The sequence below is a fragment of the Streptomyces sp. NPDC059679 genome (assembly GCF_042734105.1).
Taxonomy (GTDB): Bacteria; Actinomycetota; Actinomycetes; order Streptomycetales; family Streptomycetaceae; genus Streptomyces.
The window spans coordinates 116,500-136,668 of sequence record NZ_JBHWES010000024.1; the positions used below are offsets into that span (position 1 = coordinate 116,500).

The window sequence follows — 20,169 nt, forward strand, 5'->3', positions numbered from 1 at the left end:
AGCCGCGTCGGCGCCGAGGGTGCGGCGCACGGTGGCGATCAAGTTGATGAGGCGTGGAACCTCCGTTCCGCCGGTCCACGACCGATGCCAGACGTTTACTGTGCAGCGCGATCGTGACGCACGATTCCGTGCAACGGAGCATGGGATAGCCCGTCAACTCGCGTCAACCACCGCGTGCGTGCAGCTTTGGAGGCACGCTACGAAGGACTCATTCAGTCACCCAGCGCTTCGTCGTGCAGTGCTTGGACAAGGTCGGGGCAGCAGCTGCCCGGGAACGCCCAGGCCGGCCCGCCGGTTGGCGGCCGACGGCTCGGTCAGCCGACGGGACCTCGCGCACTGGAGCCGCCAGACTGATCGAGACCGCACCTGGCGGACTGCTCCCAGCCGAGCCCGACGCCGCTGACTACGTGCTCTGTGCCGCGCCGCGGACCGCGCACCTGGCGGCGAGGATTGTGACCGCCCACACCGAAGGAGCACGCGCGGATCCTGAGTGCGCACCTTCTGTAACTCCCCAACGACACGCTACGCGTGCGGCTCGGAAAGCATGCGACCGGCTCATTGACGCACGCTTTCGTGCATGATGTGGTACAAGGGCTCACCGGAACTGGTCAGTGGCGCCGTCACCGATGGCGTCCCTGCCGCAGTTCCCGTGGCCCAGCCCGCCGTGGAGTCGAAACCTCGAGGGAGACCAGCACACATCGTGTCCGAACACATTCGTCTTGGTGTCATCGGCTGCGGGCGCATCTCGCAGGCCGCACACTTGCCAGCCATCGCCAAGGCCGAGAACGTAGAACTCAAGGCAGTATGCGACGCGAGCACCACTCTGGCCAACACTATGGCCCTGCGCTACGGCGCCAGCGCCTTTTACACAGCCAACGATCTGCTCGGCGCGCCTGTTGACGCTGTGCTGATCGCGGTCCCCGACCGGTTCCATGCTGCGGTCGCCCGGCAGGCTCTGCAGGCTGGCAAGCACGTCATCGTCGAGAAGCCCATCGCCACAACCGTCACCGAGTCCCAGGAACTGCGTGATCTTGCCCGATCGGCGGGCCTGGAACTGCAGGTGGCAAACATGAAACGGTTTGACCCCGGGGTGCAGTACGCCGCCGAAGCGGTTGCCAAGATCGGCCCCCTGCGTAGCGTCGTCGGCTGGTGTCGTGTGATGTCGCAGCTGCGCGCGCCGATCGAGGCGACCTTCTTCCCCCCGCTGGTCGTCGATGCCACCGCGCAAGCACAGGAACTGGAGTACAAGGCAGCCCACCGAGCGGAGCATCTGCTGGCAACCCATGGCATCCATACCGTCGACCTGCTGCGCTATCTGGCAGGCGACTACGCCATCCACGGTGCGGTGCTGTCCCACAACGAACGCGACTACAGCTGGCACGCCCTGGGCCGATTCCCTGACGGAGCCGCGCTGAGCCTGGAGGTGACGGCCAGTGTCCACGCCGAGTGGTCCGAAGGCTTCGACCTCTACGGAGACGCCGGGCACATCCGGCTTCGCTGCCCCTTCCCATTCACGAGGCAGCCCAGCTCGGTGAGAGTATTCACCGAGGCCAACCAGGCCTATGCGGAGCCGGTCTTCGGCGACAGCGATCCGTACGAACGCCAGATCGAAGCCTTCGCCCGGGGCGTGCTCCTCGGCAAGACCACCGTGCCCACGGCCGACGACGGCATTGAGGCTCTCAAAGTCATCGACGCCATCCGAGACGCCGCCTCTCGACAGGCTGCCCACGGATGAGCCGACTGCCGCTGCCCGAGGTCGGGGCTTGACCTTGGATTGTGGACAGCGGTCGTCATGCGGCGGTGGTCAGGGTAACTGGTCGTTGTTCGTAGTCGATCGGCCTGGTCTGCCGATGCCGGAGTGTCTTCTCCTGGTGTTGTATCGGGTGGCCCATCGGAAGACCGCGAGACGGGCCTCACAGGCTCCTGACCAGCGTCTCTTGCCCTGGAGTGTCTCGCGTTTCATGGTCGCGTTGAACGATTCGGCGGCGGCGTTGTCTGCGCTCGTACCCACCGTGCCACGCGACCTGATCACACCGAGACCCGCGCAGAGCCGAATGGGCCCTGCTCGAGCCCCTGCTGCCGCAGTCAGCGGCCGACTGGGATCGCGGCAAGGAGCTCGCCCAGCACGCCCGGCTGAGGATCGACACCGGGCTGCCGGTCTACTTCGCCGACCCGCACAGCCCCTGGCAACGGGGCACAAACGAGAACACGAACGGACTCTTGCGTCAGTACTTTCCAAAGGGAACAGACCTGTCGCGATGGAAGGCCGATGAGCTCGAGGCCGTTGCTCACGCTCTCAACAGCAGGCCCCGGAAAACGCTCGGTTGGAAGACACCCGCTGAAGCCCTGAATGAGCACCTACTATCGGTCCAGGAAGCCGGTGTTGCGACGACCGGTTGAATCCGGGCTGCGACCCCGCGTCCGAGTGATGTATCAACTCGCCTTGTGTGTGCGGGAATCCATCCCGGTCGCGCTGCCACAGTGCCATCTCCAGGGCGTCCAGGACGAGCCTGGTCTCCTTGGTGGTAGCGGCGGACCAGCCGACGATGCGCCGGGAGAAGGTGTCCACGACGAAGGCGATGTAGACGACCCCGTTCCAGGTGGCGACGTGCGTGAAGTTGGCGGCCCAGCAGCGGTTGGGGGCATTGGCGACGAAGTCGCGGTCCAGGAGGTCCGGGGCCCGCTCGGCGGCCGGATCGGTGATCGTCGTGATCACCTTCCTGCCTCGGACGGCGCCGGTGATGCCGAGTTCGCGCATGAGGCGCTCGACGGTGCAGCGGGCCACGGCATGCCCCTGCCGGTTCAGCTCGCGCCAGATCTTCCGGGCCCCGTAGACGCGGTAGTTGGACGTGTAGACCTCCTGGATCCGCTCTTTGAGTTCCTCATCGCGCGCGGAACGGGCGGACGGAGTTTCAAGGCGTTTCTTGTGGGCGTAGTACGTGGAAGGGGCGATCTTGCAGCCGTGCTGGGTGAGGATTCTGCAGATCGGCTCGACGCCGCCGAAGCGGTCCCGGTGCTCGTCGATGAACGCTACGAGCGTGTGTGTGGCCGGTCGAGCTCGGCCGCGAAGAAACTTGCCGCGGCCTTGAGGATCTCGTTGGCCCGCTTGAGTTCGGCGTTCTCCTTCTTCAACGCCTTGAGCTGGGCGGACTCCTCCGTCGTCGTCCCTGGTCGCATCCCCGCGTCGGTCTCGTGCTGCTTCACCCAGTTCCGCAGCGTTTCGCGGGAGCCGATGCCGAGCTTCTCTGCCACCGCCTGCAAGGCGGCCGTCTCGTTCGGGTAGTCGTCGCTCACCTCGGCGACCATGCGCACCGCACGGCGACGGAGCTCAAGCGGGTAACGGGAAGGTCGTGTCATGACTCGATCCTTTCATGAAATCGAGTCTCCATTCGATCCGGGGCGGTTCACAAGCCGCCGGTGAGGCAGAAGCCCCACGGGCGGCCGGCAAACAGACATAAGGCAGCTCAGCCCCCGAGCCAAGCGGAAACCCAGACCATCGGCACATCAGTCCAGATAAATGAGGGCTTCCGTCCGCGCGCTGTCGTAACGCTCCTGCCCGGAACCGACGAGGTGTCGCGACAGCCCGCTTTCCTGGCCGTAGCCGTTCTGCTGGGCCCACCCCGCGACCATATGGTCCACCTGCTTCTGGCCAGTGGTGAAGTGATACTCGGTCTCCTGGGCCGCCGCGGCATTCGCCTGGGCGATCTGGTCCTCTTTCCAGTCGTAGAAGCCCGCGTAAAGAATGCGGTAGGCGGCATCCGCGATGAACCCGGTCGGCTGACCTTTGAGCGCGCTGGCGCCGGCCTGCATGCCTCCAGTGATGACGAATTCGGCCGTCTGGAAGTGATTGGCCCACGAGATGGCATCGTTCTTCTTGTCGCGGGCGATGTCGGAGCTGATGCCGTCGTAGAAACCGAAAACGTGCGAGGCCCCTTCGATGGCCGCCGCGCGGTTGTTGGGGTCGCTGAAGTCCGTCTTGGACAGTGTTCCCGCGGAGTAGTACCGCTCGGCGTCGTACATCTCGCCGAATGCCTTACCGTCCTCCGCCACACCACGCATGATGCGGGTGAGGCTCTCCTTGGGAACGGACATGTGAGCATCCTTGCCGCCCGAGCCGTCGTGCCACACGCCGTCCTTGTCCATGTACGGACCCGTACCGCTCAGGATCTCGTGGGTTTCGGGCGTGTAGTCGACGAGCATGCGACCCAAGTTCGACCGCAGATTGTCGGGTATATCGGTGCCATTACGGCCGTCGTCGAGGATCTTGATGGTGTCGTGCATCACCCGGGACTCGGCCTCGGTGTGATAGCCGAGAGTGTGGTCAGTGCCCGGGACATCCCCGGTGGCGGCCGCCTCCAGCGCCCGGCCGAACCCGCTGCGAACATCCGCCTCGGAGGCGTCGGCGCCCACAATCTCGATGTTGCCACGCCAGTTTGTGGTGTTCTTCAGGTCCCAGTCGCGGTCCCGCAGCAGGTATTTCAGCCGGTCGTTTCCGCCGTCCGCCGCCGGGTCGAGATACTGGGTGGCCGTCTTGGGGTCACGGCTCATGATGTCGAGGGCGCCATCGACGGGATCGTTGGCGAACCAGCCGTCGTCCTTGCCGCTGAAATCGCCGTAGAGGTCCCAGATGTTCTTGTCCTTCCGCTCCGCCGCGATCATGTCGTCGGTGAGGTCGGAGAGGAACCGGGAAGAGTACCCCTTCCCCTGCTTCATGAGGGTGACCAGGCTCTGGTAGCCACGGGCCCCCTGACCGTGCCCTTTGCTCAAACCAATCTTGTCGTGCACAACGTCGAGGTCGTACTTCTCGACGCCCGCCTTTTTGAGGTCCTCCCGCCACTTCTTGTAAAAGGGATCGGAGGGAGACTTGGTGGCGCTGGCGAGGGTGGTGGCCAAGCCTTTCTCCAGGGCATGGAAGCTCTTCTTGTTGTCACCCTTGGCGAGGTCGAAGAACTTGTTGGTCAGCTCGATGGTGCCCTTGGCGCCGATGCCGGCCAGGAACGTCTGGCTGAACGCCTTGTTGTGCTCGTTGTCCCGGAACAGCCGCTGGAACTCGGCCATCTCCTTGTCGCTGAGCTTGTCGCCGGAGTTGAGCTTGGTCGCGAGCTCTTTGGCTTCCTTGGCCTCGACTTTCTCGATGTCGCCTTCCGCCTTGCCGTTGAACCCGTTGACCGCGGCGTCGACGGGATTGGGGTCCGCCACGGCCGCCTTGAGCGCGAGCTTCACGCCCTGGTCGGCGTCGTCGACCGCCTTGACCGCCGCTTGGATGAGCCGGGTCCACGACACCTCGGCTTCCTGCACCTTCGCCTGGTAGCGCGCGTCATTCGCCTCGGAAGCACTGACCTTCGAGAAGTCATAACTCGCGGTCCCGGTTTCCGAGACCTTCATTCCGGCCTTCACCGCGTCCGCAACCGCCGACTTCACCTTCCCGCGCAGCTCCACGAACTGGCTGTGCGCGTCCCGCAGGATCGAGGCGATGGCACGGGCTTCCTTCGGGGCCGCGGCGAACTGCTGGTCGGTCACCTGCATGTTGGGCCGCGCGACCAGCTGCGCCTGGCCGCTCCAGCTTCCGTCGAGCCCGACTGACTTGACCTTGCTGTCATAGATCTTCTGGACCGCTTCGAACTTCTTGGCGGCCTCGTCCCACTTGGTGGCGGCCGTCTCAAGGAGAGACAGGTCGATGGTCATGACCTGGTAGTACGTGAGCACGAGTTCCCTTTCAGCGGTTCTTCGAGGCGCGAGACGGGAACGGGGACGGCCTGTCTTGCGAATACGGATCGAGCGGGACGAACTGCATGATTCCCCCGTGGCCAGTTAACAAGTGGAGTGCCACATTCGGCGATTGCGCCCGATGAAGCTGGCAGCGCCGCGTACACCCCTGGTTTCAAAGGTCAGAAGCTTGAGGACGATCTGAGGCGGACAGCGGCAGCGGCGACCGGCTCGGCGACCTCCCGGGCGGTGTGCCCGTCGGTGTCGACTCGCAGATCCTCCAGCGCGGCGCGTTTCAGCGCCTCGGCGTCGGCCGCCGCCGAGGCGGCGACCTGGAGCAGCCGCGCGGCCCCGGATATATGCAATCCGGGGCCGGGCTTGCCGGGAGCCGAGCCCCGCCACAGCGAGACCTTGGCGCAGACACGGCACCGACCCAGCTCCCAGAGCAGAGCCTCGCCGACAACAGCGCGTCACAACGGATCACTCGCGGAGAGCACCCTCCGGTACTGGGTTCGAAAACAGCCTCTAAAACACGACCGATCTGCTGTCGGCGGATGTCACCGGGGAACGCTGGTGGGGCAGGGCCGATCATCGGCCCTGCAGGCTTCAGCCAGAGCGGGCCGTTTTGACGAAGTCGGACGCCCTGATGGGGTCCACGGAGTTCCATGTATGACCGTCGATCTTGAGGTCGCTACCGACGATGCAGCCGTCGGCGATGGTGAGGAACTGGCTGATGGTCTCTCTCTTGGCACCTGTGTTGAGCAAGACCGGTACGTCCGGGGGAGTGGCCTCGCGAACGTCCTGCACGGTGGCCAGGTCGGGGCCCGCACCGGCCATGGGGCCGGACACGAGGATGGCGTCGGCGAGACTGGAGACAACTGTGGATCTGGCGATGTCCGGAGCGGTGCGAGAGCCGATGGGGGAAGCGAACTCGGGAGTGATGTTCATGAAAACTGCGAGATCGGCTCCGAGTCGGCGGCGTTCACGAAGTGTGTGAGCGCAGTCGGTGTTCCACAGCCCCATGTCGGATTCCCAGACCCCGGTGGTCACCTCGCGCATGAAGGCGGCTTCACTCGCCACCGCCGCCGCAAGCGCGATGCGCGGGTCCCAGAGGAAGTCCACCCCAAAGGGGATGTTCGCGGGTCGGCATTCGGCAACGATACGGGTCATGACCGCTGCGGACTCCGGCCCTGCGTTCAGCTCGTAGGGACGGTCGTTCTCGTTGCAGAAGAGGATCGCGTCGAATCCTGCGTCGACGAGTATTGAGACATCTTCGCGGACATGGCGGATCATGCCGGCGATGCCCTCTTGTTCGTCATAGAGAGGGGTTCCGGGGAGAGCCGGTACGTGGGCCATGGCGATGAGGGGTTTGGTGTTCGTTCCGAAAATCGAGTGGAATCTGGATGTCATGAAATGCCTTTCCGAGAAGCATGATGGATCATGGAGCGGTGGTGGCGCGGGCCCAGTCGGCCAGGGAAGAGATGATCGCTGCGGACTGGGTGATGTAGCGGTCGTCGCCGGCTGATTTCGGGGGTACGACATGGGGGGCGATGCCGCAGGAGCTGGCCCAGCTTTCGGCGATGGAGAGCGGGTGTATGGGGTCCTGTGGGGTTCCAATGACGGCGACGGGCCGCTGGAGCCGCCGGAGGTCGGTCATATCGGTCACGGGCGTGGACTTCGGCATGCGAGCCAGACGAAGACGCCTGTGAGTGGCGTGCGGGGCGGTGAACTGGCCCATCAGGCTGGCGGCAGCGTCTTCTGACTCATCTCTAATCGCCTGGAAAATGGGCGACTTCTCGAATTCGGCTGCGGCGGTGGCGATGTCGTGGGCGGCAAGGAGGCTCGCGATGGTCTCGAACGCCTGCAGGTTGGCCGGTGAGGCGCGGTCTTCCCAGGCGGGCCGGATGAAGACGTGTCCGGCGAAGAGGCCTGGCTCCTGGAGGGACACGGCAGCGAGGACTCCGGCACCCATCGAGATGCCCACTCCTATGAGTGGCCTTCGGACGGAATGAATGCGGAGCAGTGCCATGACGTCGGCGCTGAACTGCCGGAAGGTGAATTCGTGGGGTCCGCCGGTTTCCAATGTCCGGCCGTGAGCCCGCATGTCCGGCACTATCAGATCGTAGGGGAGTTGCTCCAGGTGGGGTTGAAAGGGATCGAACTGTGTCGTATCGCCCCCGAGCCCGTGGAGTAGGAGCAGGGTGCCGGCGTTCTGCGCGCCCGTGTGTCTGCATCTCACATGAGCCGCGCGTACGTAACGGTCCGCCGAGGCCCAGAGCGCGTTCACGAATTTCTCCTGTGCTCTGCCGCTGTACGGAGTCTCGTGCGGAGGTATCGCCCGGACCTCCCGGCATCCTGGGCATCGGCGTCCTGGATGATGGTGGGGACGGGGCGGCCAAGCCGAAGGGTGTGGTCGCAGATGTGGGTGTAGTCGAGTTCTCCGCGGCCCAGTGGGGCCGGGCCGTCAGCGGTCAGGTCCTTGGCCTGAAGACCGATGATGTGGTCGGCGAGCAGGTCGAAGGCTTCATCGAAGACGTGACGCTGGCGGCTTAGGTTCTCGGCCGTGACAAGATTGCCCGGATCCAGGACGATACCCAGATGGCGAGGGGCGGTGGTTCCCAGCTCGTTGATGAGCCGCCGGGCGCTTTTCGCGGAGTTGATGATGTTGGTCGGTTCCGGTTCGATACCGAGGACGACGCCTGCGTTCGCGGCGGCTTCGAGGAGGACATCCAGAGTCGACCGCATATCCCGCCATGCAGCGGGTGACCGATTGTCCGGGTGGCCTTCCCACATGCTCTTCGGGTTGCGGGTTCCGCTGCACAGAGTCACGGCACTGACGCCAAGTCGTGGCGAAAGGCCGATCAGCCGCGTCGCCTCTCGGGTCTGCCTTGCCCGGCAGACAGGGTCAGGGTTGATGATGTTGTAGGTGGCGGACAGACCCCAGATGCTCACGCCGGAGTTCTGGAAAGACCGGCCTACCATGTCGAAGAGCTTGGCAGACGCATCGGGAGCCAGGGTGGGCATTCCGATGGCGGAGAAGTTGAACTGAGCGAGGTGGAATTCGGCTTCCGCGACCGCAGTCGCGACCTCGTCGACGGTGGCGCGGGGAAAGGTACGGGCGAAGATACCCACTTCCGGAAGGGCCGTATGCAGGGTCATAGTGCGGCTGCCGACTGGTCGACGGCGACACGGATCCGATTGATGATCTTGAGCGCTTCTATGCCGTCGTCGGCGGTGGATATGGCGTCCGCGCCGTGGAGCACTGTGCGCGCGAAGCCCTCTATCTGGCGTTCATAGGGGTCGCTGTCACCGAACACCGGCCTGGAGTAAGCTCGCGTGCTCTCATCGAAAACTTCGACAGAGCTGGGCTGCCTGGTGAAAGGGAAGGGACAGCGCAGCCGAATGTGGCCACGCTCGCCGTGGAGATCGAAACCCTCGGACCATTCGGCGTGGACGCTGGCGGTCACTTCCAGGCTCAGCGCGGCTCCGCCGTGGGCTAGGCCCAGGGCGTGCCAGCTGTAGTCACGGTCGTTGTTGGACAGCACCGCACTGTGAATACTGTAGTCACCCGCGAGAGCTCGAAGCAGGTCGACCGTGTGGATGCCGTGAGTGGCCAGCAGATGTTCTGCGCGGTGGACGGCTTTGTACTCCTGCTCTCGTGACTGGACCGCCGGGTCGACGACCAGTGGCGGGAAATGGGTGGCTTCGATCGGTGCGCGCAACTGTGACATCACGCGGTACCAACCCACGACGCTGCGCAAGGGGCCGATCCGGCCGACCGACTCGACCGCGTACTGCACGCCTGGATCGAAGCGCTTCATGCTGGCGACCTGGAGAACGAGCTTCGACGATGCCGCCATGTCTCGAAGCTCTTCGGCTTCGGCGATAGTCCCGGCGATGGGTTTCTCGATGATCACATGCTTGCCGGCCCGTAGCGCTTGCTGCGCCACCTCGGCGTGGAACCGGTCGGGGATCGCGATCAGCACGGCATCGACAGATGCGTTGAGCAACTCGGTGATGCTGTACAAGGCGCGTGTGCCATGGCGTTGCGCCATCGCGTCGGCGAGAGCGGTGCTCGCGTCGCACACCGCCTCCAGCCTGACGTTTTCGGCTTTCGCGATGGCGGGCAGATGCGCGGCTTGCGAGATGCGCCCGCAGCCGATGACTCCCAGACGAAGGTATTCGGACACGATGTGGGCTGTTCTCCTCTCGGCCGGCCTACCGGTGTGGTGTGGCCAGACAGTGCGGGGTGGCGGGCGCCGACGGCAGCAGGGGCCGTGGAAACTCGGTGCTGCCTAGAAAGAACATCATGCACGTAATCGTGCGTCAATTGGGCAGTTGCGTGCAATTCTTAATGCACGCAACCTTGATGGAAAGGCCCTCGCGAGCCAGCGTCCGGCAGGAGAACTCTCGGGCGCCGACGTGGCGGTCGGGACCGTGCGCAGCCGGGTCCCGTGTGCCGCCGTTCGTCATCGGCGATTGCGTCGTCGGTGACGAACACCGAGATGGCGTCGAGCGGGCACACCGGTGCCAGAGCGTGCTTGCCGAATCTGCTGCTCGCAGTCACGACGGCGACGGGCTGCCCGCACTTGAGCATGGCCTGCTCGACCGGGAGCTCCACCAGGTCGATGTTGGTGACGCCGACCTCGCGATGAATGGCCTCCGCGCCCAGGAATGTCCAGTCCGCGTGCAGGGGCTCGAGCTCAGCAAGCGGTGGAGGAACCGACGAGCGTGTATGCCGTATCGACCGGGGACCCTCCGGTGATGTGCGCACGGATCCCCGGCCAGGCAGACGGCGATCAGCAGCTCGCTGGTGACGACGAAAACCTCCTTTCTTTGCTGGTGCAGTGCGGCGGCGAGTTGGTAGGTGGTCGCGCTGTCCAAGATCACAGACTCGCCGTTTTGCACCAGGATCGCCGCTGCCTCGGCGATGGCGAGATCACGGCAGATGGCCGAGGCGTCGACACCTCTTCAAGCAGTGCGCGGCGGCGTTCTGAAGACCCCATGGCTCTTTGCCGCTTCGTGCACAGAAAATTGCACACACTCTACGGCTTGACGCACATAACCCCCCAGTCACATGCTCCATTGCACGTAAACGCGCAAGCCGAAGGTGGGAACGGACGTCACATGGAGGAACCTTTCGCGATCGGTGTCGACCTCGGCGGCACGAAGGTCGCCGCCGGCCTCGTACAAGGACAGGGCCGTGTGCACCGCCGACTCTCTCTCCCCACACCCCATGGACAGGGAGCCTCCGCAATCATCAGCCTGATCGCCGACATGTGCTGCGATCTCGCCTCCGACTCGCCCCGTAGGCCGCTTCCTGTGGGGATCGGCACTCCAGGCATCATCAATCCCCGGCGTGGTGTCGTGGTCACCGCAACCAACACCATGCCTGGCTGGCAAGGAACCGCCGTCGCTGACGAACTGCGGAGGGCCACCGGCAGCAGGGTTGTCGTCGACAACGACGCCAGAGCTCTTGCTCTGGGTGAGCAGCTCTACGGAGCGGGACGCGGTGCATCCGACGTCCTGTACGCAAGTGTCGGTACAAGCGTGGGCGGCGCCCTCGTCTGCCAAGGACGATTGTTGACCGGAGCCCATTGCGGCGCCGGTGAGATCGGCCATCTTCCGGTATCCGAAGGGTGCGATGTATGCAGTTGCGGTAATATCGGACATCTTGAAACCGTTGCTTCGGGGCCCGCCATAGCCGCCGCGTACGCGCGAGCAACCCGTCAACATAAGCCTCCGGACCTGCGCGACGTCGCCGAGCGAGCACGCCATGGCGACGCCGCCGCGATAACCGCGCTGAGGGATGGCGCCGAAGCCCTTGGCAGAGCCCTGGCAGGTATGGCCGCCGTGCTCGATCCGCAGCGGGTGGTGGTTGGCGGGGGCGTCTCCCGAATCGGCGCGGATTACTGGACGCCCTTGCGCAATGCCTTCCACGGGAATGCCCTGCCCGGCGCAGCGACGGTCGACATCACGCCCACGGCCTTTACCGAGGACGCCGGTGTCATCGGTGCAGCCGCACTCACTGCGCACCATGCCCTCTATGCCCGTCCATGACCGCCGTGGTCCGATCGGACCACGATGTACACGGAGTACAGATGAGAAACAAGAGAGTCATCCCCTTGCTCGGCGCAGGAATGGCCGCACTGCTGCTCGTGGCGTGCGGTGGAGGAACTGGTTCCGATGGCGCACACAGTGGCGATGGCAACGTCAAGGAACTCAAGGTTGTGATCGCTGAGTACAGCAAGGACCACACCAAGGCGTTCTGGGACGGATTCGCCAAGAAATACCAGAGGCAGACCGGAATCAAGCTCAACGTGCAGATCATCAGCTGGAATGACATAGACCAGCAAGCCAGCACCATGATCCAGAACGGAAATCCGCCGGACATCCTCAACCTCAACGCCTACTCCAGCTACGCAAAGGATGGGTTGCTCTACAGCTCCGACGAGGTGCTTCCCGGCGCAACGAAGGCTGACATCATCGATGCCTTCGTCAAGAGCGGTACCTACAAGGGCAAGATGTACGGCTTCCCCGACCTCGCCTCGTCAAGAGCGATGTTCTACAACAAGGACCTGTTCAAGAAGGCCGGCATCGCTGCCCCACCGAAGACCTGGACGCAATTCGTGTCCGACGCGAAGAGGATCACTTCTCTCGGGAATGGAACAGTAGGATACGCTGAACCGCTCGGCCCCGAGGAGGCGCAGGCGGAGTTCTCCATCTGGGCGTTCAACAACGGTGGCGCCTGGAAGGCCGGAGGCAAATGGGTGATAAATTCGGCCAAGAACGTCCAGACGCTGAGTTTCCTCAAGGATCTGGCAACGAAATACAAGGTCACTCAGAACAACCCGGGCCGGACCAACCGTACCGACGGCGCTTTCTCTCTTTTCTCGTCGGGCAAGGCCGGCATGGTCGTCGGACTGTCTCAGTTGGCCACGAGCCTGGACGAGCAGAAGAAGATCCACTACGGCGTGGCGCCTATGCCCACACGTGACGGCGGCGCACCGCAGACCTACGGCGTCACCGATTACCTCATGGCGTTCAAGAAGCCGGGGAACCGGGATGCGATCAGAAAGTTCTATCAGCTGTACTACCAACCGGGCCAGGTGAACACCTGGATCAAGGCCGAAGGCTTTCTTCCCGTGACCAAGTCAGGACTGAAGGTTTTCTCGTCCGATCCGGCCCTGAAAGTGTATCTCGACACACTGCCCAATATTCACCTGACGCCCACTGATGATCCGGCGTGGGACAAGGTCAAGCTGGCCGTGCAGCAGAACATCGGAAATGCGGTCGCACCGAACGGGAATCCCGCCGCGGTGCTTGACAACCTCCAAAAGGTGGCCACGTCCGGTGGATGATCTCGGCCACACCACAGGACTCGAACGCACCAGACACGAAGACGCCGAACGTGCTTGGTACCGCTTTGCCAAGCGTCGGCTTCATCCTCGCGGCCACACATCGGTGCTTGCCCCGGTCCTTTGGCTGGGGCCGGCGCTGCTGCTCATCGTCGGCGTCGTGCTCTACCCCGCATACGAACTGGTCCGAGCGGCGCTGTCGCGCTACTCCATCACCGGGCTGCGACTCGGCGGCGCCGGAAGGGCGAACTTCACCCACGTCCTTGAGCAGCCCGCCCTGCCGACCGTTTTGGCCAACACCGCGGTCTGGGTGTTCGGTGTCGTCATCATCACCATGGTCATGAGCCTGGCGCTCGCCCAGTTCCTCACCAAGGAGTTCTTCGGCCGCCGCGTCGTACGGTGGGCCGTTATTGTGCCCTGGGCCGCCTCTCTGGTGATCACGAGCCGACTCTTCACACTGATCTACGACTACTACCACGGCGTCCTCAACAAGCTGCTGATCGGGCTGCACCTCACCAGTCACCCGATCGACTTCCTGGGTGACGACCGGTGGACCATGTGGTCGATGATCGCCGTCGGTGTCTTCGCCTCCATCCCGTTCAGCACATACGTCATCCTCGCCGGACTCAACAGCATCCCTCAGGATGTTTACGAGGCCGCCCGGATCGACGGGGCAGGCTACTGGAAGACCTACCGCAGCATCACTTTGCCCATGCTGCGACCAGCCCTGTCCGTGGCCGTCGTCCTCAACATGATCTACGTCTTCAACTCCTTCCCGGTCATCTGGACGCTCAACGAACGCAACCCCGGTTTCGCCCACGACACCACCATCACTTTCATGTACAAACTGGCGTTCAAAAGCGCCGAGCGGGACATCGGACAGTCCGCCGCCGCCGGACTTTTCAACGTGCTGCTGATCCTCGTCGCGGTCGTGGCCTACTTGCGCGTCGTCAAACCGCAGGAGAGTGATACCCGATGATCCGGCTCATCACAGAGCACCTCACGGTCCGGCCTTCCCGCCGTATGGCCACGCGTGTTCCGGGAGGCTGGAGACGAGCCCGTCGCTACGTCCTGCCCATCGCCGGACTCGCCGTTGTCGTTGCATTCGTCGGTCCGTATGCGGTCATGGCCTTGGACTCGCTGCGTCCGGCCCCGGAAGTGTTGCAGTCACCGCCTACGCTGCTGCCCAGGGACTGGACGTTCGCCGCCTACAGTGACGTCTTCGCCGACGCCCGCTTCCGCAACTGGCTGAAGACGTCCGTCCTTGTCGCCGGCGTCTCCACCATCATCGTGCTGCTGATTTCGGTACCGGCTGCCTACTTCACCGCTCGGAACCGTTTCCCAGGGCGCTCCGCATTCCTGTTCCTGGTGTTGGCCACGCAGATGTTCTCGCCAACGTCCCTCGTGGTCGGGATCTACCGGGAATTCTTTGACGTCAACCTCGTCAACACCTATCTCGCGATCATCCTGACCAACGCGGCATTCAATCTGGCATTTGCGATCTGGATTTTGCACGGATTTTTTGCCTCGGTACCTCGAGAAATAGAAGAAGCCGCGGAACTGGACGGCTGTGGCCGCTCCCGGACTCTCCTCCAGATCATGCTTCCCCTGGCCCTTCCCGGCGCAGTCACCGCTGTTACCTTCACTTTCATCTCGGCATGGAACGAATACGTCGTAGCTCTCACGCTGATGCAGGACGACGCCAAGAAGCCGCTGACCGTTGGCATCAGTTCGTACGTGACCGGATACGAGCAGAACTGGGATCAGCTTTTCGCTGCCTCCATCATCGCGATCGTGCCTGTGGTAATTCTCTTCGCCGCGATCGAAAAACATCTCGTCGGCGGCCTGACCTCAGGTGCGGTCAAGTAATGCAGCACCCAAGGAAGCAGGAGTTCCGGATGCAGAAAATCTTCGCTGGGCGTGCCATCATCGACTGCCAGGAGCAGGCTTCGGTCACCCTGACGGTCGAGAGCGGGCTCATCACTGGAATAAGCGAATCCAGTCGTCCTGGCGACGCCGATGTCGTGCTGGAAGACGGCATTCTAATCCCCGGCCTCATCGACCTCCAGGTCAACGGTTATCAAGGTGTCAATTTCTCCCATGCCGATGAGAACGAATGGCGGCGCGCCGCACACTGCCTGCCCGAGACAGGAGTAACGGCGTTCGCCGCAGCATTCGTAACGGCCTCAATACAGGATCTGGCCGAGTCACTCCGACACTGCAACGCGGCCATGAACACGCCGCCCCGTGGCGGACAGGCCCGTCTCCTGGGAGCGCACCTCGAAGGACCATTCCTCTCACCGGCTCACCCAGGCGCCCACGACGTCACTCTCTTTTGCGATCCCGAACCCGCGCGAATCCGCCCTTTGCTCGACGCCGCGCTGGCCGGGACGCTCGCGATCATTACCCTCGCCCCCGAGAGAACTTTCGCGCTTGAAGCAATCAAACAGTTCGTCTCCGCCGGAACCCTCGTCTGCCTCGGGCACACCGACGCGACGGCGGATCAGACCATGGCTGCCATCGACGCGGGCGCCAGGTGTGTGACACATCTGTACAACGCGCAGCGACCATTCCACCACCGAGACCCCGGGATCATCGGCCAATCCCTGACCGACCCTCGAATCTCCTTCAGCCTTGTGCTCGACGACCATCACCTGAGCCACCAGGCCGCCGCTATGGCCTTCGGCCTGGCAGCCGACCGTCTGGTCCTCGTCACCGACGCAGTAGCCGCGGCGGGCATGCCACCGGGGCAGTACCAACTCGGCGGCCGAACCATCCACACTGCGCCGAATCGTCCTCCGACATCAGCCGATGGAGCCTTTGCCGGATCGACGCTGCGGCTCGACCACGCCCTGGCCAACGCCGTCCGGCTGGGCCTGCCCCTGCCCGAGGCCGTGGCCGCCGCGACGACACGCCCAGCCGAACTCCTCGCACGTCATGACCTCGGTCGCATCGAGGTCGGCGCACGAGCAGACCTCGTGTGGCTTGACCAACACCTCACCACCAATGCCACATGGGTCGGCGGCGAACTGGTCTTCAGCAAGAGCCTGATCCGGAAAGACGGGCCTTGACCCAAGGCCGGGTATTTAGCGTTTCCGCAGGTCATGCAAGGGATTCTTGCCATGCGGCTGCCGGTCTTGCCCTTGCCGGTGTTCTCCCGGATGGTCGTCGTGGGCAGTGCGGGCTCTGGCGATGGGGGCGGCAGGAGAGTGATCGTCGTCGAGGTCACGACCTTGCTGCCATCGGGGCGGTCGTCCAGCTTCCTTTCCGCGTAATGGGGCCCTGACCCCGGATGTTGGACACGGGGTTATGCGGCTTTGGGAAGTGTAGTTGAGGGTTCGAAGAGGGCGTTCTCGTAGGCGATCTCGGTGTCGATCCCGCCGTCCCGGTCCTGGAACTGCCCGACTCCTGGGACGCCACCCGCAGCATTCTGCGACTCGTGGCCGAGGGCACGGCACAGGCTCCGGGTGAGCGCGTCGCTTTCGCCGAAGAACTCGTCCTCCTCACCGGCCTCGTCGCGCCGGGCGTCGAGCCACCGCCCGACGTGCGCGCCCTGGAGGAGGCCGGCGGACGCGCCGTGGGTCCTCACCACGCTGTACACCGTCGCCACGACGGCGAGCCTGCGCGGCCGCCACCGAGATCAACATCCACCACCCCACTCTCCAGGACCGGCTCGCACACGCGGAGACGCCGCTCGGCCGGCCGGTCCGCGCGCCCCGCGGCTGCAGTTGGCGTTGGCGATGCGACGCCTGGCGTGCACGGACAGTTTCGCCCCTCCAAGCTGAGCTGCATCCTCCGCGATTTCGATCCGCCACTAGGAACAAAGGGACTTCCCATGAGCGACGAGGGCCTGGCCAACCTGCTGAACGAGGAGCGCCATTTCCCGCCGCCCGCTGAGCTGGCTGCGAACGCCAACGTCACGGCGGAGGCGTACGAACAGGCCAAGGCTGACAGGCTCGGCTTCTGGGCCGAGCAGGCCCGTCGGCTGACGTGGGTCAAGGAGCCGACCGAGACGCTGGACTGGTCGAACCCGCCGTTCGCCAAGTGGTTCAAGGACGGCGAGCTCAATGTCGCGTACAACTGCGTGGACCGGCATGTCGAGGCGGGGAACGGAGACCGGGTCGCCATCCACTTCGAGGGGGAGCCCGGGGACAGCCGGGCGATCACTTATGCCGAGCTCAAGGACGAGGTGTCGAAGGCCGCCAACGCCCTGCTGGAGCTGGGGGTGCAGAAGGGCGACCGGGTCGCCGTCTACATGCCGATGATCCCCGAAACCGCGGTCGCGATGCTGGCTTGCGCCCGCATCGGCGCCGCGCACTCGGTCGTCTTCGGCGGCTTCTCGGCGGACGCGCTCGCCACCCGCATCCAGGACGCCGAGGCCCGGGTCGTCATCACCACCGACGGCGGCTGGCGGCGCGGCAAGCCGTCCGCGCTCAAGCCGGCTGTCGACGAGGCCATCGCGCGCGTGGACAACGTGGAGCACGTGCTGGTGGTGCGCCGTACCGGCCAGGAGGTCGCCTGGAACGACGAGCGGGACGTGTGGTGGCACGAGATCGTCGGCCGGCAGTCGGCCGAGCACACTCCCGAAGCCTTCAAGGCCGAGCACCCGCTGTTCATCCTGTACACGTCCGGGACGACGGGGAAGCCGAAGGGCATCCTGCACACCTCCGGCGGCTACCTCACCCAGGCCGCGTACACCCACCACGCCGTCTTCGACCTCAAGCCGGAAACGGACGTGTACTGGTGCACGGCAGACGTCGGCTGGGTCACCGGCCACTCGTACGTCGTCTACGGGCCGCTGGCCAACGGCGCCACCCAGGTCATGTACGAGGGCACGCCGGACACTCCGCACCAGGGCCGGTTCTGGGAGATCGTGCAGAGGTACGGGGTGACGATCCTGTATACAGCGCCGACCGCCATCCGTACGTTCATGAAGTGGGGCGACGACATCCCCTCCAAGTTCGACCTGTCCAGCCTGCGGGTACTCGGCTCGGTCGGGGAACCGATCAACCCCGAGGCCTGGATCTGGTACCGCAAGCACATAGGTGCGGACAAGACGCCGATCGTCGACACGTGGTGGCAGACCGAGACCGGCGCGATGATGATCTCGCCGCTGCCGGGCGCCACCGCCACCAAGCCGGGTTCCGCGCAGACGCCGCTGCCCGGCATCTCCGCGACCGTCGTCGACGACGAGGCCAACGAGGTGCCCAACGGGGGCGGCGGCTACCTGGTCCTGACCGAGCCGTGGCCGTCCATGCTGCGCACCATCTGGGGCGACGACCAGCGGTTCCTCGACACCTACTGGTCGCGCTTCGAGGGCAAGTACTTCGCCGGTGACGGGGCAAAGAAGGACGACGACGGCGACATCTGGCTCCTCGGCCGGGTCGACGACGTGATGCTCGTGTCCGGCCACAACATCTCCACCACCGAGGTGGAGTCGGCGCTCGTCTCCCACCCGGCGGTGGCGGAAGCGGCCGTCGTGGGCGCCGTGGACGAGACGACTGGGCAGGCGATCGTCGCCTTCGTGATCCTGCGCGGCACCGCGAACGCCGAGGACGAGCAGCTCGTCGCCAGCCTGCGCAACCACGTCGGCGCCACCCTCGGCCCGATCGCCAAGCCGAAGCGGATCCTGCCGGTGGCGGAGCTACCGAAGACCCGCTCCGGAAAGATCATGCGTCGCCTGCTCCGCGACGTCGCCGAGAACCGTCAGCTCGGCGACGTCACCACACTGACCGACTCGACGGTCATGGACCTCATCCAGACGAAGCTCCCTGCCGCACCCAGCGATGGATGAGAGGAACAGAAGCCTGATGCGCATTGTTTTCATTGGTCCCCCGGGCGTGGGCAAGGGCACGCAGGCCCGCATTCTGTCCAGCGTGCTGACCATCCCTGCGATCTCCAGCGGAGACCTGTTCCGCGCCGAGATCGCTCAAGGCACGGTCCTCGGCCAGAAGATCAAGCAGTACACGGACGCTGGAGAACTGGTCCCCGACGAGCTGACCACAGAGCTCGTCGCATCCCGTGTCGCTGAGCCCTGCGCGGCCCACGGCTTCCTGCTCGACGGATTCCCCCGCACGGCGCGGCAGGCCGAACTCCTCGAAAGGGCCTTGACGGAACGCGAGACCGAGTTGGACGCCGTGATCGCCTTCGACATGCCGAATGACGCACTCGTGGATCGCCTCACGGGGCGACGCGTCTGTGCCACCTGCGGGACGACCGTCCACCTGGTGTTCTCCCCGCCGCGTCGGCCTGGACAGTGCGACGAATGCGGCGGTCGGCTGACCAGGCGGGGGGACGACACCGACGTGACCGTTCAGCGGCGCCTGGCGGTCCACGCCGCCCAGGCCACGCCACTCCTGTGCTGGTACGCCCATCGGGGTCTCCTGCTGCGAGTGGATGCCGCCGGGTCTGTATCACAGGTCTTCGAGCGGTTGCAGGCGGCGTTGGCGAGCGTCACGGCACAGGGCCGGTGACCAATGCGCGACTCCGCGCGGTGCGCGGCTGCAGAGAACCATCGTTCACCCAGTGCAGTCGCCACTACCGCCGAGGCTGAGCATGGCGCGGTACAACTCGTCCTTGCTCAGCGGCGGTCGGAGAAGCGGAGAGGCCGGTTCGGCGCGGAATCCGTCGAGCAGCAGGTGCAAGTAGCGGCGCCAGGCCTCCGGCGCGATGTCTGACAAATCTGCTAGCGATCACCAGATAGGCGATGCGTTGGCCTGGGGACCTAGCCTCGCGCGGTGGGCCTGGACTCCCTGCTCACGGAGATCACCAAGCTCAACGACGTGCGCAAGCTCGGACTGCCCGACGGGCTGTTCGCGGACTGCTCGGAGAAACTGGCGGGCGCGGGCGATCAAGATGTACCCCTCGGACTTCCGCGACACGAGCGAGGACGTACGGATCACCCTGCTCGCGGCGCTGAGTTCGTCCCGTCGGGCGGAGATCACCGACGCCCTGGTCGACCTGCTGGTCGCACTGGTCCACAAGATCAACGCCCGCGCCGAGCGGCGGGTGGAGAAGCAGCTCACCGCCGAGGTGAAGAAGGTCCGCGGCAAGGAGGGCATCCTCTTCAAGCTGGCGACGGCCGCCGTCGACAAGCCCGACGAGA

At 64.7% G+C, this 20,169-nt stretch carries 19 protein-coding genes and 3 pseudogenes; 9 read left to right on the forward strand and 13 right to left on the reverse strand.

The genetic code is table 11. The features are described from left to right. Positions 1-577: 577 nt before the first annotated feature. Complete coding sequence (locus tag ACFV2X_RS25245) at positions 578-1,735, forward strand: Gfo/Idh/MocA family protein (RefSeq protein ID WP_385620250.1); 1,158 nt, start codon at positions 578-580, stop codon at positions 1,733-1,735. A gap of 55 nt (positions 1,736-1,790) precedes the next feature. Here the strand turns inward: ACFV2X_RS25245 and ACFV2X_RS25250 are convergent. Next, a pseudogene (locus ACFV2X_RS25250) lies at positions 1,791-2,161 on the reverse strand (integrase core domain-containing protein); the annotation flags it as partial. On the opposite strand from ACFV2X_RS25250, the pseudogene ACFV2X_RS25255 reads away from it, so the two are divergent. After that, positions 2,098-2,400, forward strand: a pseudogene (locus tag ACFV2X_RS25255) (IS30 family transposase); the annotation flags it as partial. The pseudogenes ACFV2X_RS25250 and ACFV2X_RS25255 overlap by 64 nt on opposite strands. On the opposite strand, the gene ACFV2X_RS25260 reads toward ACFV2X_RS25255, so the two are convergent. The 10 genes and pseudogenes from ACFV2X_RS25260 to ACFV2X_RS25305 all read right to left on the reverse strand — a co-directional run. Then, a complete protein-coding gene (locus ACFV2X_RS25260; RefSeq protein ID WP_385620362.1) occupies positions 2,297-3,025 on the reverse strand; it encodes an IS3 family transposase in 729 nt (242 codons plus the stop codon). The pseudogene ACFV2X_RS25255 and the gene ACFV2X_RS25260 sit on opposite strands and share 104 nt — an antisense overlap. A gap of 5 nt (positions 3,026-3,030) precedes the next feature. Further along, complete coding sequence (locus ACFV2X_RS25265) at positions 3,031-3,357, reverse strand: transposase (RefSeq protein WP_385620252.1); 327 nt, start codon at positions 3,355-3,357, stop codon at positions 3,031-3,033. A 147-nt stretch (positions 3,358-3,504) separates the two neighbouring features. Beyond that, positions 3,505-5,685: a hypothetical protein gene (locus tag ACFV2X_RS25270; protein ID WP_385620254.1), complete on the reverse strand. Its 2,181-nt coding sequence runs from the start codon at positions 5,683-5,685 to the stop codon at positions 3,505-3,507. A gap of 203 nt (positions 5,686-5,888) precedes the next feature. Next, a complete protein-coding gene (locus ACFV2X_RS25275; RefSeq protein ID WP_385620257.1) occupies positions 5,889-6,071 on the reverse strand; it encodes a hypothetical protein in 183 nt (60 codons plus the stop codon). Between the two features lie 241 nt (positions 6,072-6,312). Beyond that, complete coding sequence (locus ACFV2X_RS25280) at positions 6,313-7,116, reverse strand: BtpA/SgcQ family protein (protein ID WP_385620259.1); 804 nt, start codon at positions 7,114-7,116, stop codon at positions 6,313-6,315. Positions 7,117-7,144: 28 nt separating this feature from the next. Further along, on the reverse strand, positions 7,145-7,993 hold the full coding sequence (locus ACFV2X_RS25285) for an alpha/beta fold hydrolase (RefSeq protein WP_385620261.1): 849 nt from the start codon (positions 7,991-7,993) through the stop codon (positions 7,145-7,147). Then, a complete protein-coding gene (locus ACFV2X_RS25290) occupies positions 7,990-8,865 on the reverse strand; it encodes a sugar phosphate isomerase/epimerase family protein (RefSeq protein ID WP_385620264.1) in 876 nt (291 codons plus the stop codon). Before ACFV2X_RS25290 ends, ACFV2X_RS25285 begins: the two co-directional genes overlap by 4 nt. Then, on the reverse strand, positions 8,862-9,896 hold the full coding sequence (locus ACFV2X_RS25295) for a Gfo/Idh/MocA family protein (protein WP_385620267.1): 1,035 nt from the start codon (positions 9,894-9,896) through the stop codon (positions 8,862-8,864). Before ACFV2X_RS25295 ends, ACFV2X_RS25290 begins: the two co-directional genes overlap by 4 nt. 161 nt (positions 9,897-10,057) lie before the next feature. Continuing rightward, positions 10,058-10,480: a hypothetical protein gene (locus ACFV2X_RS25300; protein WP_385620270.1), complete on the reverse strand. Its 423-nt coding sequence runs from the start codon at positions 10,478-10,480 to the stop codon at positions 10,058-10,060. 35 nt (positions 10,481-10,515) lie between these two features. Continuing rightward, a pseudogene (locus tag ACFV2X_RS25305) lies at positions 10,516-10,614 on the reverse strand (hypothetical protein); the annotation flags it as partial. A gap of 219 nt (positions 10,615-10,833) precedes the next feature. Here ACFV2X_RS25305 and ACFV2X_RS25310 point away from each other — a divergent pair. From ACFV2X_RS25310 to nagA, 5 genes are all read left to right on the forward strand, one after another. Further along, positions 10,834-11,766, forward strand: coding sequence for an ROK family protein (locus ACFV2X_RS25310; protein ID WP_385620272.1), 933 nt, complete (start codon positions 10,834-10,836; stop codon positions 11,764-11,766). A 41-nt stretch (positions 11,767-11,807) separates the two neighbouring features. Next, positions 11,808-13,067: an extracellular solute-binding protein gene (locus ACFV2X_RS25315; RefSeq protein WP_385620275.1), complete on the forward strand. Its 1,260-nt coding sequence runs from the start codon at positions 11,808-11,810 to the stop codon at positions 13,065-13,067. Positions 13,068-13,224: 157 nt separating this feature from the next. Continuing rightward, positions 13,225-14,043: a carbohydrate ABC transporter permease gene (locus ACFV2X_RS25320; protein ID WP_385620278.1), complete on the forward strand. Its 819-nt coding sequence runs from the start codon at positions 13,225-13,227 to the stop codon at positions 14,041-14,043. Continuing rightward, on the forward strand, positions 14,040-14,933 hold the full coding sequence (locus ACFV2X_RS25325; protein WP_385620281.1) for a carbohydrate ABC transporter permease: 894 nt from the start codon (positions 14,040-14,042) through the stop codon (positions 14,931-14,933). The genes ACFV2X_RS25320 and ACFV2X_RS25325 overlap by 4 nt, the downstream gene beginning before the upstream one ends. Before the next feature lie 29 nt (positions 14,934-14,962). Further along, positions 14,963-16,135, forward strand: a complete 1,173-nt coding sequence (nagA, locus tag ACFV2X_RS25330; protein ID WP_385620284.1) for an N-acetylglucosamine-6-phosphate deacetylase — start codon at positions 14,963-14,965, stop codon at positions 16,133-16,135. Between the two features lie 236 nt (positions 16,136-16,371). Here the strand turns inward: nagA and ACFV2X_RS25335 are convergent, their stop codons facing one another. After that, positions 16,372-16,674 (reverse strand): hypothetical protein, encoded by a 303-nt coding sequence (locus ACFV2X_RS25335; RefSeq protein ID WP_385620286.1) that lies wholly within the window; start codon positions 16,672-16,674, stop codon positions 16,372-16,374. A 225-nt stretch (positions 16,675-16,899) separates the two neighbouring features. Here ACFV2X_RS25335 and acs point away from each other — a divergent pair, with 225 nt between their 5' ends. Both acs and ACFV2X_RS25345 read left to right on the forward strand, forming a co-directional pair. Then, entirely contained in the window at positions 16,900-18,858 is a 1,959-nt protein-coding gene (gene acs / locus ACFV2X_RS25340; protein ID WP_385620288.1) for an acetate--CoA ligase, read from the forward strand. A gap of 16 nt (positions 18,859-18,874) precedes the next feature. Next, on the forward strand, positions 18,875-19,537 hold the full coding sequence (locus ACFV2X_RS25345; protein ID WP_385620290.1) for an adenylate kinase: 663 nt from the start codon (positions 18,875-18,877) through the stop codon (positions 19,535-19,537). A 45-nt stretch (positions 19,538-19,582) separates the two neighbouring features. Here the strand turns inward: ACFV2X_RS25345 and ACFV2X_RS25350 are convergent, their stop codons facing one another. Further along, a complete protein-coding gene (locus tag ACFV2X_RS25350) occupies positions 19,583-19,744 on the reverse strand; it encodes a hypothetical protein (protein ID WP_385620292.1) in 162 nt (53 codons plus the stop codon). Positions 19,745-20,169 lie beyond the last annotated feature (425 nt).